Raw genomic sequence first — 14,963 nt, forward strand, 5'->3', positions numbered from 1 at the left:
GGTGCACGGCACCGTCGAGGTATACGGAGCCGAGCCGCCGGGGTGTCCCGCGCTGCCCGGCTCCCCCACAGGGAGAGGCACCCGCCGATCATGAACGTCCGCCGCAGCGCCGCGGTCCTGGCCGCCGTCGCCGTGATCGGCGCCGCCACCCCGGCCGCCGCCGCCCCGTCCCCGTCGCCCTCCCAGGCGTTCCCCTCCGCCCTGTACGGCGGCACGGACCCGAAGTACGACGGGGTCTGGCGGCAGTCCCTCGCACTGCTCGCGCAGGACACGGTGGGTGTGAAGCCGGCGGCGAAGTCCGTGCAGTGGCTGGCGCGGCAGCAGTGCGCGGACGGCTCCTTCGCCTCGTACCGCCCCGACCCCACCACCCCGTGCGACGCCAAGACCATGCGGGACACCAACGCCACGTCCGCCGCCGTCCAGGCCCTGACCGCGCTCGGCGGGCACGACGACGTCACCGGCAAGGCCGTCGGCTGGCTGAAGTCCGTCCAGAACAAGGACGGCGGCTGGGGCTATTCGCCCGGCGGCGCCAGCGACACCAACTCGACGTCGATCGTGACGGGTGCGCTCGCCGCCGTCGGCGACAAGCCCGGCCAGGTCGAGAAGGACGGCAAGTCGCCCTACGACGCGCTGCTGAAGCTCGCCCTGCCCTGCGGCGGGGACGGCGGCGGCGCCTTCGCGTTCCAGCCGGACAAGAAGGGCGAGCTCGCCGCCAACGCGGACGCCACGGCCGCCGGTGTGCTCGGCGCGCTGGGCAAGGGCATGGTCGTCGAGCCCGGCGAGAAGGCCGCGGAGAAGTCCGACGCGACCTGCGAGAAGGCCGCGACGCCGCAGCAGGCGGCGGCGAACGGCGCGGGCTACCTCACCACCGCCCTCTCCGAGGACGGCAACCACCTCATGTCCGCCCTGGCCGGTGCCGAGCCCCAGCCCGACTTCGGCAACACCGCCGACGCGGTCGTCGCACTCGCCGCGCTCGGTGAGACCGCGCAGGCCGAGAAGTCCGTGCGGTGGCTGGAGAAGAACTCCGCGTCCTGGGCCGCGCAGAGCGGTCCGGCCGCCTACGCCCAGCTGATCCTCGCCGCCCACGCGACGGGCACGAACCCGCGTGACTTCGGCGGCGCGGACCTCGTCAAGCAGCTGGGGGCGACGGGCCCGGCCCCGCAGACCGCCGAGAAGACCAAGGCGGCGGAGGAGAAGAAGGACTCCGGCTCGGACTTCTTCGGGGTCTGGTGGTACGTCGGCGTCTGCCTGGTCGCCGGCATCGGCATCGGGTTCCTGTTCACCGGCCGCAAGAAGCAGCAGCAGCTGTGATCCGCCGGGCCGTTCTCCTCCTCCTGGCCTCGCTCCTGCTGTGCGCGGGCGCGGGCCAGGCCCAGGCCGCCGGTTACCGGTACTGGTCGTTCTGGGAGCGCGACGCCGGCCGCTGGGTCTACGCCACCCAGGGCCCGTCCCTGGCCCGCCCCTCCGACGGCGACGTCCAGGGCTTCCGCTTCGCGGTGAGCGAGGACTCCGCGAGCGCGGTCCGGCCGCGCGGCAGCGCCGACTTCGCGACGATCTGCGCGAAGACGCCCGCGCGGGACGGCAGCAAGCGAGTGGCCCTGGTCCTCGACTTCGGCACCCCCTCGGACGCTCCCGAGGGCGAAACCCCGCCCGCCGCCCGCACCGCCTGCGCCCGGGTCTCCCCCGACGCGACGACGGCCGAGGCCCTGGCATCGGTCGCCAAGCCGCTGCGCTACGACACCAACGCCCTGCTGTGCGCGATCTCGGGCTATCCGGAGCAGGGCTGCGGCGAGCAGGTCCAGCAGCGTCAGAAGGAGAAGGAGAAGCCGGCAGCGGAGCAGAGGACGCCGTCGGACGACGGCCCGTCCCTCGGCCTGGTGGCGGGTGTCGCCGTGGTGGTGGTCCTGGGCGGCGCGGCGATCTGGCAGGTACGGCGGCGTGGATAGCGGCCCTCGGCGGCGAGGCCGGGCCCAACTGCACCCCGGAGCCTGGTGGCTCTGGGCGCTCGCCCTCGGCACCGCCGCCACCCGCACCACCAACCCCCTGCTCCTCGCCCTCCTCATCACGGTCTCCGCCTACGTCGTGGCCACCCGCCGCCCCGACACCCCCTGGTCCCGCTCCTACGGCGCCTTCGTGAAACTCGCCCTCGCCGTGATCCTCGTCCGTCTGCTCTTCGCGACCGTCCTCGGCTCCCCCATCCCGGGCACCCACACCCTCCTGACCCTCCCCGAGGTTCCCCTCCCCGCCTGGGCCCAGGGCATCCGCCTGGGCGGCGAGGTGACCGCGGAGGCCCTCACCTTCGCCCTGTACGACGGACTGAGGCTGGCCACGCTCCTCATCTGCGTCGGCGCCGCGAACGCCCTGGCCAACCCCTCCCGCCTCCTGAAGTCCCTCCCGGGCGCCCTGTACGAGATGGGCGTCGCGGTCGTCGTCGCCCTCACCTTCGCCCCGAACCTCATTGCCGACGTCCAGCGCCTGCGCGCCGCCCGCCGGCTGCGCGGCCGCCCGGACAAGGGCATCAGGGGCCTGCTGCAGGTGGGGCTCCCGGTCCTGGAGGGCGCGCTGGAGCGCTCGGTCTCCCTGGCCGCCGCGATGGACGCCCGTGGCTACGGCCGTACCGCCCAGGTCCCGCCCGCCGTACGCCGTACCACCGCCGCCCTCACCCTCGGCGGCCTGCTGGGCGTCTGCGCGGGAACGTACGGCCTCCTCACGGCCGAGGGCGCCGGTTACGGCTTCCCCGTGCTCCTCACGGGTCTCGCCGCCGCCCTCGTCGGCCTCAAACTCGGCGGCCGCCGGTCGCTGCGCACCCGCTACCGCCCGGACCGCTGGGACGTGCGCGCCTGGCTGGTCGCCGCCTCCGGCGTCGCGGTCGCGGCCCTGCTCGCCGTCGCCGCGGCCCGCGACCCCGCGGCCCTGCACCCGGGCGTGGTGCCCCTGGTCGCCCCCACCCTCCCCCTCTGGCCGGCCGCGGCCGTGCTCCTCGGCCTGCTGCCCGCGTTCGTCGCCCCCGACCCCGAGGAGCCGTCGTGATCCGCTTCGAGGATGTCTCCGTGACCTACGACGGGGCCGCCGAACCCACCGTGCGGGGCATCGACTTCGAGGTCCCGGAAGGCGAACTCGTCCTGCTGGCGGGCCCGTCCGGCGTGGGCAAGTCCACGGTCCTGGGCGCGGTCAGCGGACTCGTCCCGCACTTCACCGGCGGCACCCTGCGCGGCCGGGTCACGGTAGCCGGGCGCGACACCCGCACCCACAAGCCGCGCGAACTGGCCGACATCGTGGGCACGGTGGGCCAGGACCCGCTCTCGCACTTCGTCACCGACACCGTCGAGGACGAACTCGCCTACGGCATGGAGTCGCTGGGCCTCGCCCCGGACGTGATGCGCCGCCGCGTCGAGGAGACACTCGACCTGCTCGGCCTCGCCGACCTGCGGCACCGCCCGATCGCCACGCTGTCCGGCGGCCAGCAGCAGCGCGTCGCGATCGGCTCGGTCCTCACCCCGCACCCGAGCGTCCTCGTCCTGGACGAGCCGACCTCCGCGCTCGACCCGGCGGCCGCCGAGGAGGTGCTGGCCGTGCTCCAGCGGCTCGTCCACGACCTCGGCACGACGGTCCTCCTGGCCGAACACCGGCTGGAACGCGTCATCCAGTACGCCGACCAGGTCGTCCTCCTGCCCGGCCCGAACGCCGCCCCGATCCTGGGCCCCCCGGCCGAGGTGATGGCCGTGTCCCCCGTGTACCCACCGGTGGTGGCCCTGGGCCGCCTGGCGGGCTGGACCCCACTGCCCCTGACGGTCCGCGACGCCCGCCGCAAGGCAGGACATCTGAAGCAACAGCTGGAAAACGCCCCTCTTGAGGGGCGCGGGGCTGCAGTCGATGTGCGGCTGCCGCCGCGTGGGCGCGACAAGCCACAGACACCCCGCACCCACAAGCGATCCGCACACCCCACCCCCATAGGCGAGGTACGAGCCCTCTCCGTACTCCGCGGCCGCGTCCAAGCCCTGAGCCACGTCGACCTGACCATCACCCCCGGCGAGACCATCGCCCTCATGGGCCGCAACGGCGCCGGAAAATCCACCCTGCTCAACGCCCTGGTCGGCCTCGTCAAGCCCAGCTCCGGAACCGTCCGCCTCGGCCAAGCCACCCCCCACCGCACCGCCCCGAAGGACCTCGTCCGCAAGGTCGGCCTGGTCCCGCAGGAGCCTCGCGACCTGCTCTGCGCCGACACCGTCGCCGCCGAGTGCGCGGCGGCCGACAAGGACGCGGGCGCAGCCTCCGGCACCTGCCGTGCCCTGGTCTCCGAGCTGCTGCCCGGTGTCACCGACGGCACCCACCCCCGGGACCTCTCGGAGGGGCAGCGGCTCGCGCTCGCCCTGGCCGTGGTGCTGACCGCCCGGCCGCCACTGCTCCTGCTGGACGAGCCGACCCGGGGCCTGGACTACGCGGCGAAGGCCCGGCTGGTGGCGGTGCTGCGCGCGCTGGCCGCCGAGGGGCACGCCATCGTCCTGGCCACGCACGACGTGGAACTGGCGGCCGAGATCGCCCACCGGGTGGTGCTGCTGGCCGAGGGCGAGGTGATCGCGGACGGCCCGACGGCCGACATCGTGGTCTCCTCGCCGTCCTTCGCCCCGCAGGTCACCAAGATCCTGGCGCCCCAGCACTGGCTCACGGTCACCCAGGTCCGCGCGGCCCTGCACCCCGAGGCCGGCTGATGGACACCCCGACGACCCTCCAGCGGCAGGCCCGGGCCGTCCGCCTCGGCCCTCGCTCCCTCACCGCCCTGGCCCTGGTCAGCGCGGTGGGCGTGGCCGGTTTCACCTGGCCCTTCCTCACCCCGCCCACCTCGCGGCTCAGCGCGCACGCGCAGGACGCGCCCTGGCTCTTCGCCGGTCTGCTGGTGCTGCTCGTGGCGGTCGTGGCCGCGGCGATCTCGGAGTCCGGGCTCGGCCCGAAGGCGGTCGCGATGCTCGGCGTGCTGGCCGCCACGGGGGCGGCCCTGCGGCCGATCGGCGCGGGTACCGCCGGGATCGAGCCGATGTTCTTCCTGATGGTGCTGAGCGGCCGGGTGCTCGGCCCGGGCTTCGGGTTCGTCCTCGGCTCGGTGACGATGTTCGCGTCGGCGCTGCTCACGGGCGGGGTCGGGCCGTGGCTGCCGTTCCAGATGCTGGCGATGGGCTGGTTCGCGATGGGCGCGGGCCTGCTGCCCGGCCCGGACCGGCTGCGCGGCCGGACCGAGCTCGCGCTGCTCGCCGGTTACGGCTTCCTCGCCGCGTTCGCCTACGGCACGGTGATGAACATGGCGGGCTGGCCCTTCATGAGCGCTCTCGCCTCGAACGTGGCCTTCGACCCGCACGCGCCGGTGGCCACGAACCTGGCCCGGTTCGTCGCCTACTGCGTCGCCACGTCGCTCGGCTGGGACCTCGGCCGGGCCGTCGTCACGGTCGTCCTGACCCTCACCCTCGGCCCCGCGGTCCTCAGGGCGCTGCGCAGGGCCACGCGCAGGGCGGCCTTCGAGGCACCGGTCATGTTCGAGGCGCCCGGCAGTGAAGCGCCCCACATGACCCGCGTCACGTACGAAGCCGAATAGTGGGACAAGGTCCCGGTCACACCGCCGGAGCGGTGCCTGACATGCGGCCCGGCCTAGTAAGAGGGAGCTTTGCGGGTACGGGCGGGGCCCTGTTTCCCTGGACGACCAGGCGACGGCCCCCTGATCCCCGGGGCCGTCGCCTGTGCCATGTCCGGACCGGTACGTCAGCCCGTGCTCACCGGCAGCTCCTTCACCCCGTTGATCCACGCCGACCGCAGCCGGCGCGGATCCCCGACCAGCCTCAGCCCGGGCATGGCGTCGGCGATCGCGTTGAAGATGAGGTTGATCTCCAGCACGGCGAGGGACTTGCCCAGGCAGTAGTGCGGGCCGCCGCCGCCGAAACCGAGGTGCGGGTTGGGATCACGGGTGACGTCGAAGGTGTCCGGGTCGTCGAAGACCTCGGGGTCGTGGTTGGCCGAGGCGTAGAACAGCCCCAGCCGGTCGCCCTCGCGGATGCGCTTGCCGCCGAGTTCGGTGTCCTGGGTGGCCGTGCGCTGGAAGGCGGCGACCGGGGTCGCCCAGCGCACGATCTCCTCCGCCGCCGTCTCCGGGCGGTCGCTCTTGTACAGCTCCCACTGCCCGGGGTGGGTGAGGAAGGCGTGCATGCCGTGGGTGATGGCGTTGCGGGTGGTCTCGTTGCCCGCGACGGCCAGCATCAGCACGAAGAAGCCGAACTCGTCGGAGCTGAGATTGCCCTCGTCCTCCGCCGCGACGAGCTGCGTGACGATGTCGTGGGCCGGGCACTGCTTGCGGTCGGCGGCCATGTTCATCGCGTAGGCGATGATCTCCGTGGCCGACTCGGCGCCGACCTCCTCGGTGATGGCGTACTCGGGATCGTCGTACGCGATCATCTTGTTGGACCAGTCGAAGATCTTGTCCCGGTCCTCCTGGGGGACGCCCATCAGCTCGGCGATCGCCTGGAGAGGCAGTTCGCAGGCGACCTGGGTGACGAAGTCGAACGGCCCGGTGTGCGCGCGGGCGGACGCGACGATGGAGTGGGCCCGCGCCCGCAGCCGGTCCTCCAGCGCCCGGATCGCCCGGGGCGTGAACCCGCGCTGCACGATCTGCCGGACCCGGGTGTGCTCCGGGGGGTCCATGTTCAGCAGGATGAGCCGCTGCGCGTCGATGGCGTCGCGCTCGATGTGCTCGTTGAAGCGGATGATCGCCGTGTTGAGGGACGACGAGAACAACTCCGGGTGCGTGGAGACGTACTTGACGTCGGCGTGCCGGGTGACGGCCCAGTAGCCCTCGTCCTGGAAGCCCGCGAGTCCGGCCGGCTGCGGCACCCAGCAGACCGGTTCGGCCCGGCGCAGCTCGGCGAACTCCGGCAGGGGCACGCGGTGGTGCAGCAGGTCGGGGTCGGTGAAGTCGAACCCGTCGGGCAGCGCGGGACAGGGCATGGGCGGCTCCCACCACTCGTACCGACTCATCGGTCTGACGGCCCATCAGCTGTGCGGAGTTGCGGTGACGGTAGTAACGGGTTCTACAAGTAGCAAGAGGCATGGGCCCGCCAATTGCCCGCACGACTATTGCGGTCACCGAGCAGCCCTCAGCACACTGCTTGCAGAACTAGAACGCGTACTAGTTCCGCTGAGCCTCCCGGAGAGGACCCGCACCCATGGCTGCCGAACCCGTGATCGTCGAAGCCGTACGCACCCCCATCGGCAAGCGCGGCGGCGCGCTCGCCCATCTGCACCCCGCCTACCTCCTGGGCGAGACCTACCGCGAACTCCTCGGCCGCACCGGCATTCCCGCTGACTGCGTCGAGCAGATCGTCGGCGGTACGGTCACCCACGCCGGCGAGCAGTCCATGAACCCCGCGCGCACGGCCTGGCTGACCATGGGGCTCCCGTACGAGACGGCCGCGACGACCGTCGACGCGCAGTGCGGGTCGTCCCAGCAGGCCTCGCACATGGTGGCCAACATGGTCGCGGCGGGCGTGATCGACGTCGGCATCTCCTGCGGGGTGGAGTCGATGTCGCGGGTGCCGCTGGGGTCGGGCTCCAAGCACGGGCCGGGAAAGCCGTTCCCCGACGAGTGGAACGTGGATCTGCCGAACCAGTTCGAGGCGGCCGAGCGGATCGCCCGGCACCGTGGCCTGACCCGCGAGGACGTCGACGCGCTGGGCCTCGCCTCGCAGGAACGGGCCGCGCACGCCTGGGCGGAGGAGCGCTTCAAACGGGAGACGTTCGCGGTCCAGGTCCCCACGACCGAGGAGGAGCAGCACGCCGGGCAGGGCATGTGGCGCCTGGTCGACAAGGACGAGGGCCTGCGTGACACGACGGCGGAGGCGCTGGCCGCGCTGAAGCCGATCATGCCGACGGCGGTGCACACGGCGGGCAACTCGTCCCAGATCTCCGACGGGGCGGCGGCGATCATGTGGGCGTCGAAGAGGATGGCCCGGGCGTTGAAGCTGCGGCCCCGGGCCCGGATCGTGGCCCAGGCACTGGTCGGTTCCGACCCGCACTTCCACCTCGACGGCCCGATCGACGCGACGAACGCCGTGCTGGGCAAGGCCGGGATGTCGTTGAAGGACATCGACCTCGTGGAGATCAACGAGGCGTTCGCGTCGGTGGTGCTGAGCTGGGCACGGGTCTTCGACCAGGACCTGTCGAAGGTGAACGTCAACGGCGGCGCGATCGCGCTCGGGCACCCGGTGGGAGCGACCGGGGCCCGGCTCATCACGACGGCGCTTCACGAACTGGAGCGCGTGGACAAGGAGTTCGCGCTGATCACCATGTGCGCGGGGGGCGGTTTGGCCACCGGCACGATCATTCAGCGGCTGTAGACGTCCAGTTGACGAAGGTGGTGAAGGCGGCGGGGTCGAGGGTGAGCATCGGTCCCGCCGGGGTTTTGGAGTCGCGGATCGCGACGGTGGCGTGCGGGGTTTCGGCGACCTCGAGGCACTGGCCGCCTTGGTCGCCGCTGTGCGCGGACTTATGCCAGGCCAGGGCCCCGATCGGCGCGCATTCGACGCATTCGCCGCCTTGATCGCCGCTGTAGCTGGACTTACGCCACTGAGTCCCCGCCGGAAGCGCGTTGCTCGCCATAGCGTTCCTCCATCAATCGCCGGATCAACTCCGCCGAATCCCTGAGGGAGAGCGCGGCGGCCTGCAGATGATCGTAACGGAGCGAGCAGTCCTTGACGGTGTCCGGATTCGCGGTCGGATGTCCGCTGCCGTAGCCCTCTGTGTAGACGATGGCTGCGTCGCCCGCGAACCGGAAGAGGGTGAACGAGCCTTGCATTCCTGCATGCGCACCGGCAGAGAACGGCAAGACTTGCAGGTTGATCGCAGGGATGCGCTCGAAGGTCAACAGATGAGCCAGTTGCCCCCGCATGGTCTCCCGACCGCCCACCTCCTGGTACAGGACGGATTCGCTGATGACCATCCAGAGGACAGCGGCCTGCCCCTTCTCCAGGATGCGCTGTCGAGCCAACCGGACGGCAGTGCGGTCTTCCAGGTCGGTGTCGTCCAGCACCCCGAGCACGGCACGTGCGTACTGGGGGGTCTGAAGAAGGCCGTGGATGGCATGGGTCTGGAAGGTGCTGATCTCCGTCGCCCGCCCCTCCAGCTCCGCCACTTGCTGGAACCACGCCGGAAGCCGACTGCGCAACACCAACTCGACGAGTCGGGAGAACATACCGTCCGTCCCCAGCGCCGCATCCGCCCGTTCGCTGAACTCCGGCGTCGGAAGTTTCCGAGCCGTCTCGATCTGGCCCACCAGGGAGCCGGTGTAGTTGAGGATGTCCCCCAACTGCCGCTGTGTCAGCCCGGCGGCCTCCCTGTGCCGCCGTAGCTCGTAGCCGTAGTAGTCGAGCGGGGACGCACCCGGGTCGAGGGCGTTGATGTTGGTCACGCAGAGCCCCTCTCACGCAACCCCGTCCACCACGGGACGGGTTGTATCCGTTCCGTTGCCGAGAGTAGTCACCACACGTCAGCCTCGTCCCGTGAACGAATACTTTCCCGCCCAGTACTCGATGCGCCTCACTGTCGGTGAACACGCCCCCCGGCACATCCGCCGTATCGTCCGCTCCTTCCTGGAGGAGTGGCGCCTGCCCGAGCTGTCGGATGCCGTGGAGCTGGGCGTGACCGAGCTGCTCGCCAACGTCGTACGGCACGTCCCGGACCGCCGCTGCGCACTACTGCTGCTGCGGCAGCGCACGGGCGTACGGGTGGAGGTCACGGACGGCAGCGATGAACTGCCCTCCACACCGGATGGGTTGGACGCCGACGCCGAGAGCGGCCGCGGGCTGCTCCTGCTCGACGCGACGGCCGACAAGTGGGGCGTGTCGCTCTGGTCCGGGGGCGGGAAGACCGTGTGGTTCGAATGCGGGCCCCGCTAACTAACAGAAGGGAGCGCCCGGCGCGTTGGCCCAGAAGGAGAGGAACGACCAGGTCTGCGCTCCGATGCGACCGTCCACGACGATGCCGGCACACTGCTGGAAGGCCCTTGTCGCGGACTGCGTGATCTGGCCGAAGTCCCCGTCCTGGTCAAGGCCCGCATCGATCGCCTGGTTCAGGTAGCACTGGGCCTGCTGGACTGCCGCCCCGGACGATCCCAGACGAAGGCTCGGACGGTTGATGGTGAAGTCGCAGACGTCGTCCGGCCCCTGGGCCACGAGGGCTGTTGGACGATTCAACTTGTCCACGGCCTGGGCTGGTTTGACCACGTCGGGCGCCGAAGCCACAGCCGGTGCTGCCGCGAGGGAAATGGGAAGTGCCAGCGCCGCTACGGCGGTGAGGACACGTCGCATCCCGATCACCTCCAGAGAGGGTGCTCTTCCTTCTCATCGTGCGCGGCCCTCACCTGCGTTGCATCTCGGGCCGGTTGCGCCGTCAAGCAGTCACCTTCGTACGGTCTTTCGGGTCGGTGCGCGTTCCCGCTCGGCCGCCGCGACGGTGACGGCCCGGGGCCCGGACAGCAGGTACGTGAGTCCGAACCCCGCCGCCACCACCACCGCTCCCCCGGCCGCGTCCAGCACCCAGTGATTGCCCGTCGCCACGATCGAGGCGAAGGTGAGCAGCGGATGCAGCACGCCCAGCGCCTTCACCCACCACCGTGACGCCAGGACGGCGATCACGAGTCCGCACCACAGCGCCCAGCCGAAGTGCAGGGACGGCATGGCCGCGTACTGATTGGTCAGGTGCGTGAGCGTGCCGTAGTCGGGCCGTGAGAAGTCCTGCGTGCCGTGCACCGTGTCGATGAAGCCGAGCGTCGGCATCAGACGGGGCGGGGCCAGGGGGTAGAGCCAGAAGCCCACCAGGGCGAGCAGCGTGGCGAAGCCGAGGGCGGAGCGGGCCCAGCGGTAGTCGCCGGGGCGGCGCCGGTAGAGGACCGCGAGGATCGCCAGCGGGACAACGAAGTGGAGCGACGTGTAGTAGAAGTCGAGGAAGTCCCGTAGCCAGCCGATCGTGACGACGGTGTGGTTGAGCCAGTGCTCGACGTCGAGGCGCAGGGCGCGTTCGAGGTCGTAGATCTGCATGCCGTGTTCCTCGGCCTCGGCACGCCCTGCCGAGTTGCTGCCGCCGGTGGCGGCGAGACGGACCTTGGAGTAGGCGGCGTAGGTGACGCGCAGGAGGAGCAGTTCGAGCAGGAGGTTGGGCCGACTGAGGACCCGGCGCAGGAACGGCATCAGCGGCACGTGCCGGAAGCGGGCCGGGGTGGTGGGCGCGTAGGCGGGCGGCGTCGGCGTTCGGTAGGCGGGCGAGGTGCGGGACAGGAACGGCACGGCGGTGGCGGCGGCGAGGGCGGCCAGCAGAACGACGTTGTCGCGCAGCGGCCGCAGCAGCGCCATGTCCGGCAGCAGCATCCGGGCCGGCAGGGTCATGACCAGGACGACGGTGACCGGCCAGACGTACCGGTCCGACGCACGCGTGCCGACCCGGCCGACGACCGTGAGCAGTACCCACAGCAGCTGGTGCTGCCAGGCCGTGGGCGAGACGACGATCGCGGCGCAGCCGGTGATCGCGACGGCGAGCAGCGGACGGCCGTCCCGGAAGCAGCGCACGGCCCGGCGCAGGGCCAGGACGGCGACGGCCGCGCCGAGCGACAGGAAGAGCGCGACCTCCGCGGGGCCGTCCAGGCCGAGCCGGAGCAGGGCGCCGTGCAGGGACTGGTTGGTGAGGTCGTCGGCCCGGCCGCCGAGGCCGGCGCCCGCCAGGTGGTGGACCCAGTACTGGGAGGAGTCGTGCGGCATGGCCGCCCAGGCGAGCCCGGTGCAGGCGGCGAAGGTGACGCCGGTGGCGAGCGCGGCGCGTCTGCGGCCGGTGCACCACAGCAGGGGCGTGAACAGCAGCAGGGTGGGCTGAAGCGCCGCCGCGACGCCGATGAGCAGGCCGCTGGTGCGCTGGCCGCGGACGGTGAAGCAGCCGAGCAGGACGAGCAGGACCGGGATGACGCTGGTCTGGCCGAGCGACAGGGTGTCGCGGACCGGCAGGGACAGCATCAGCAGGCTGACCGCGACCGGCGCGGCCAGCAGTGCCGTGCGGCGGCTGACCGGCTGGGGCAGGGCGCGGGCGGCGGTCAGGCCGAGGGCGACGACGAGCAGCAGCGTGCCGGAGGTCCAGCCCCAGCCGAGGGCCTGTTCGGCCGAACGGGTGAGGGGCTTGAGGGCGAGGCCCGAGAAGGGCGTGCCCGTGAAGCGGGTGGAGTCGTACAGCGAGCCGTTCACATGGAGCACACCGTTGGGCCCGACCCAGGTTTCCAGGTCCGTCAGCCGCTCACCGCGCGGGGTGGCCAGGACGGCGGCCACCTGCCGGGCGGCGAGGACGGCGGCGATCAGCCACAGCACGAGGCGGGTGGCGCGCAGGCGGGTGCGGACCCCGTCGACCGCCGTCGCTCCGAAGCCCTCCGCCGGTCGTCCGCCGTGATCCGCCTTCGCCACGCCTCATCGGCCTTCCGCAGCAGTTCATCCCACATGTCCAGAATGCGGGGATTCTCCTGCGAACCCTATGGGGATCACGCGAGCCCGGGAAAGAAGGCGCGGGCAACCACGGATCACTTGGCGACTGCACACTCGGAAGCGAGAAGGATCACACGAAGATCGAGTGGGAACCGCACCCGAGGGGGCAGAAGCACCTGTACAGCGACGGTTTACGTGCAGCGTGCAACGACTTCTGTACCGCCCGTGAGCGGAGCAAATCCGCCTATCGTCGCTCATTCGGCCCGTACGACAGCGCCGCCGCGCGGGACCGCGTCCCTGTCCCCGTCGAAAGGTAGGCGAGCGAGCCTTGTCGACTGCCTCAGTCGTCGCCCCCGCTTCTCTCGTGAAAACGCGCAAAGCGAAGACCCCCGAGCCCACCGTCACCGACCCCGCGCTCGTCAAGCGCGCCGTGAAGGCGGCCGCGCTGGGCAACGCGATGGAATGGTTCGACTTCGGCGTCTACAGCTACATCGCCGTCACGCTGGGCAAGGTCTTCTTCCCCTCGGGCAACCCCACCGCCCAGCTGCTGTCCACGTTCGGCGCCTTCGCCGCGGCCTTCCTGGTCCGCCCCCTCGGCGGCATGGTCTTCGGCCCGCTCGGCGACCGCGTGGGCCGCCAGAAGGTCCTCGCCCTCACCATGATCATGATGGCGGCGGGCACCTTCGCGATCGGTCTGATCCCGTCGTACGCGACGATCGGTGTCGGCGCGCCGATCCTGCTCCTGGTCGCCCGCCTCGTGCAGGGCTTCTCCACCGGCGGCGAGTACGCGGGCGCCTCCACCTTCATCGCCGAGTACGCCCCCGACAAGCGGCGCGGCTTCCTCGGCAGCTGGCTGGAGTTCGGCACGCTCGCCGGCTACATCGCCGGTGCCGGCCTGGTCACGATCATGACCGCCCTGCTCTCCGCCGACGACCTGACGTCCTGGGGCTGGCGCATCCCGTTCCTGGTCGCGGGCCCGATGGGCATCATCGGCCTCTACCTCCGGCTGCGCCTGGAGGAGACCCCGGCGTTCGCGGCCGAGGCGGAGAAGGCCGAGAACAACCGCCCGAAGACCCCGCTGCGCGAGATGGTCACCGGCCAGTGGCGCGCGCTGCTGCTCTGCATCGGCCTGGTGCTGGTCTTCAACGTCACCGATTACATGCTGCTGTCGTACATGCCGAGCTACCTGACCGGTCAGCTCCACTACGACGAGACGCACGGCCTGCTGGTCGTCCTCGGCGTGATGGCCGTGATGATGATCGCCCAGCCGTTCGTCGGCGCGCTGACCGACCGGGTCGGCCGCCGCCCGGTGATCGCCACCGGCTGCGCGGGCTTCCTGCTGCTGTCCGTCCCGGCCCTGCTGCTGATCCGCCAGGGCAGCCTGCTCGCGGTCGCGCTCGGCATGGGCGCCCTCGGCCTGCTGCTGGTCTGCTTCACGGCGGCGATGCCCTCCGCGCTGCCGGCGCTGTTCCCGACGAAGGTCCGCTACGGCTCGCTGTCGATCGGCTTCAACGTCTCGGTGTCCCTGTTCGGCGGCACGACCCCGCTGGTGGTCACGGCTCTGATCGGCGCCACCGGGAACATGATGATGCCCGCCTACTACATGATGGCCGCGGCCGTGATCGGCGGTTTCGCGGTGTGGCGCATGGCGGAGTCGGCGGGTCGCCCACTGCCCGGCTCGGCCCCCTCGGTGGCGGGCCGACACGCCGAGTGATCCCGCTGACAGCGACCCCGGCACCAACTATCTTCGTCAGCGCCAGTAGTCAGGGATGCTAACCATGCTGACGAAAGGTAGAGGTGCATGAGCGAGTCGCACGTCTGGGACGAGGTCGACGCCTACTTCACCGCCCACCTCGCCCCGGACGACGAAGCCCTGGCGGCCGCCCTGCGGGACAGCGACGCCGCCGGGCTTCCGCACATCAACGTCGCCGGGAACCAGGGCAAGCTCCTCCAGCTCCTCGCCCAGATCCAGGGCGCCCGCCACATCCTGGAGATCGGCACGCTCGGCGGCTACAGCACCATCTGGCTGGGCCGCGCCCTGCCCGCCGACGGGCGCCTGGTCTCCCTGGAGTACGACCCCCGGCACGCCGAGGTCGCCGTCCGCAACATCGCCCGCGCCGGCCTGGACAAGCTGGTCGAGGTGCGGGTCGGTCCGGCCCTGGAGTCGCTGCCCAAGCTGGCCGACGAGAACCCGCCCCCGTTCGACCTGGTCTTCATCGACGCCGACAAGGCCAACAACCCGCACTACGTGGAGTGGGCGATCAGGCTCACCAGCACGGGCAGCCTGATCGTCCTCGACAACGTCGTACGGGGCGGCCGGGTCGTCGACGCGGACAGCACCGCCCCGGACGTGACCGGCACCCGCTCCGCCATCGAGCTGATCGCCGGCCATCCGAGGCTGAGCGGCACCGCCATCCAGACGGTGGGGATGAAGGGCTACGACGGGTTCGCGCTGGCCCGTGTGCTGGCGTGAGG

At 71.6% G+C, this 14,963-nt stretch carries 14 protein-coding genes; 9 read left to right on the plus strand and 5 right to left on the minus strand.

The annotated features are described in order from the left end of the window. Positions 1-90 precede the first annotated feature (90 nt). The 5 genes from ABT116_RS05025 to ABT116_RS05045 are packed head-to-tail and all read left to right on the plus strand — an operon-like array spanning position 91 to position 5,584. Positions 91-1,311, plus strand: coding sequence for an SCO2321 family membrane protein (locus ABT116_RS05025; RefSeq protein WP_351627933.1), 1,221 nt, complete (start codon positions 91-93; stop codon positions 1,309-1,311). After that, positions 1,308-1,946, plus strand: coding sequence for an SCO2322 family protein (locus ABT116_RS05030; RefSeq protein ID WP_351627936.1), 639 nt, complete (start codon positions 1,308-1,310; stop codon positions 1,944-1,946). Before ABT116_RS05025 ends, ABT116_RS05030 begins: the two co-directional genes overlap by 4 nt. Continuing rightward, positions 1,939-3,030 (plus strand): energy-coupling factor transporter transmembrane component T, encoded by a 1,092-nt coding sequence (locus ABT116_RS05035; protein ID WP_351627939.1) that lies wholly within the window; start codon positions 1,939-1,941, stop codon positions 3,028-3,030. Before ABT116_RS05030 ends, ABT116_RS05035 begins: the two co-directional genes overlap by 8 nt. Then, a complete protein-coding gene (locus ABT116_RS05040) occupies positions 3,027-4,709 on the plus strand; it encodes an ABC transporter ATP-binding protein (RefSeq protein WP_351627941.1) in 1,683 nt (560 codons plus the stop codon). Before ABT116_RS05035 ends, ABT116_RS05040 begins: the two co-directional genes overlap by 4 nt. Beyond that, the gene (locus ABT116_RS05045; RefSeq protein WP_351627943.1) at positions 4,709-5,584 is read left to right on the plus strand and encodes an ECF transporter S component; all 876 of its coding nucleotides are present in this window, start codon (positions 4,709-4,711) and stop codon (positions 5,582-5,584) included. Before ABT116_RS05040 ends, ABT116_RS05045 begins: the two co-directional genes overlap by 1 nt. A 164-nt stretch (positions 5,585-5,748) precedes the next feature. On the opposite strand, the gene ABT116_RS05050 is transcribed toward ABT116_RS05045, so the two are convergent. Then, positions 5,749-6,984, minus strand: a complete 1,236-nt coding sequence (locus ABT116_RS05050; RefSeq protein WP_351628017.1) for a cytochrome P450 — start codon at positions 6,982-6,984, stop codon at positions 5,749-5,751. A gap of 218 nt (positions 6,985-7,202) precedes the next feature. On the opposite strand from ABT116_RS05050, the gene ABT116_RS05055 reads away from it, so the two are divergent. Next, on the plus strand, positions 7,203-8,372 hold the full coding sequence (locus ABT116_RS05055; protein WP_351627945.1) for a steroid 3-ketoacyl-CoA thiolase: 1,170 nt from the start codon (positions 7,203-7,205) through the stop codon (positions 8,370-8,372). Here ABT116_RS05055 and ABT116_RS05060 read toward each other — a convergent pair. Both ABT116_RS05060 and ABT116_RS05065 read right to left on the minus strand, forming a co-directional pair. Next, a complete protein-coding gene (locus tag ABT116_RS05060) occupies positions 8,356-8,634 on the minus strand; it encodes a DUF397 domain-containing protein (RefSeq protein WP_351627948.1) in 279 nt (92 codons plus the stop codon). The two genes, ABT116_RS05055 and ABT116_RS05060, sit on opposite strands and share 17 nt — an antisense overlap. After that, entirely contained in the window at positions 8,594-9,442 is an 849-nt protein-coding gene (locus ABT116_RS05065; RefSeq protein ID WP_351627951.1) for a helix-turn-helix domain-containing protein, read from the minus strand. Before ABT116_RS05065 ends, ABT116_RS05060 begins: the two co-directional genes overlap by 41 nt. A gap of 91 nt (positions 9,443-9,533) precedes the next feature. On the opposite strand from ABT116_RS05065, the gene ABT116_RS05070 reads away from it, so the two are divergent. Further along, on the plus strand, positions 9,534-9,929 hold the full coding sequence (locus tag ABT116_RS05070; protein ID WP_351627954.1) for an ATP-binding protein: 396 nt from the start codon (positions 9,534-9,536) through the stop codon (positions 9,927-9,929). Here ABT116_RS05070 and ABT116_RS05075 read toward each other — a convergent pair whose 3' ends face one another. After that, positions 9,930-10,340, minus strand: a complete 411-nt coding sequence (locus tag ABT116_RS05075; RefSeq protein ID WP_351627957.1) for a peptidoglycan-binding domain-containing protein — start codon at positions 10,338-10,340, stop codon at positions 9,930-9,932. Between the two features lie 90 nt (positions 10,341-10,430). Further along, a complete protein-coding gene (locus ABT116_RS05080; protein WP_351627960.1) occupies positions 10,431-12,470 on the minus strand; it encodes a bifunctional glycosyltransferase 87/phosphatase PAP2 family protein in 2,040 nt (679 codons plus the stop codon). 346 nt (positions 12,471-12,816) lie between these two features. Here ABT116_RS05080 and proP point away from each other — a divergent pair, with 346 nt between their 5' ends. Together proP and ABT116_RS05090 are read left to right on the plus strand one after the other, a co-directional pair. Next, positions 12,817-14,202: a glycine betaine/L-proline transporter ProP gene (gene proP / locus ABT116_RS05085; RefSeq protein ID WP_502983820.1), complete on the plus strand. Its 1,386-nt coding sequence runs from the start codon at positions 12,817-12,819 to the stop codon at positions 14,200-14,202. Between the two features lie 87 nt (positions 14,203-14,289). Then, a complete protein-coding gene (locus ABT116_RS05090) occupies positions 14,290-14,961 on the plus strand; it encodes an O-methyltransferase (protein ID WP_351627966.1) in 672 nt (223 codons plus the stop codon). Positions 14,962-14,963: the final 2 nt, after the last annotated feature.

The organism is Streptomyces sp. NPDC002130 (genome assembly GCF_040296465.1).
Lineage (GTDB): Bacteria > Actinomycetota > Actinomycetes > Streptomycetales > Streptomycetaceae > Streptomyces.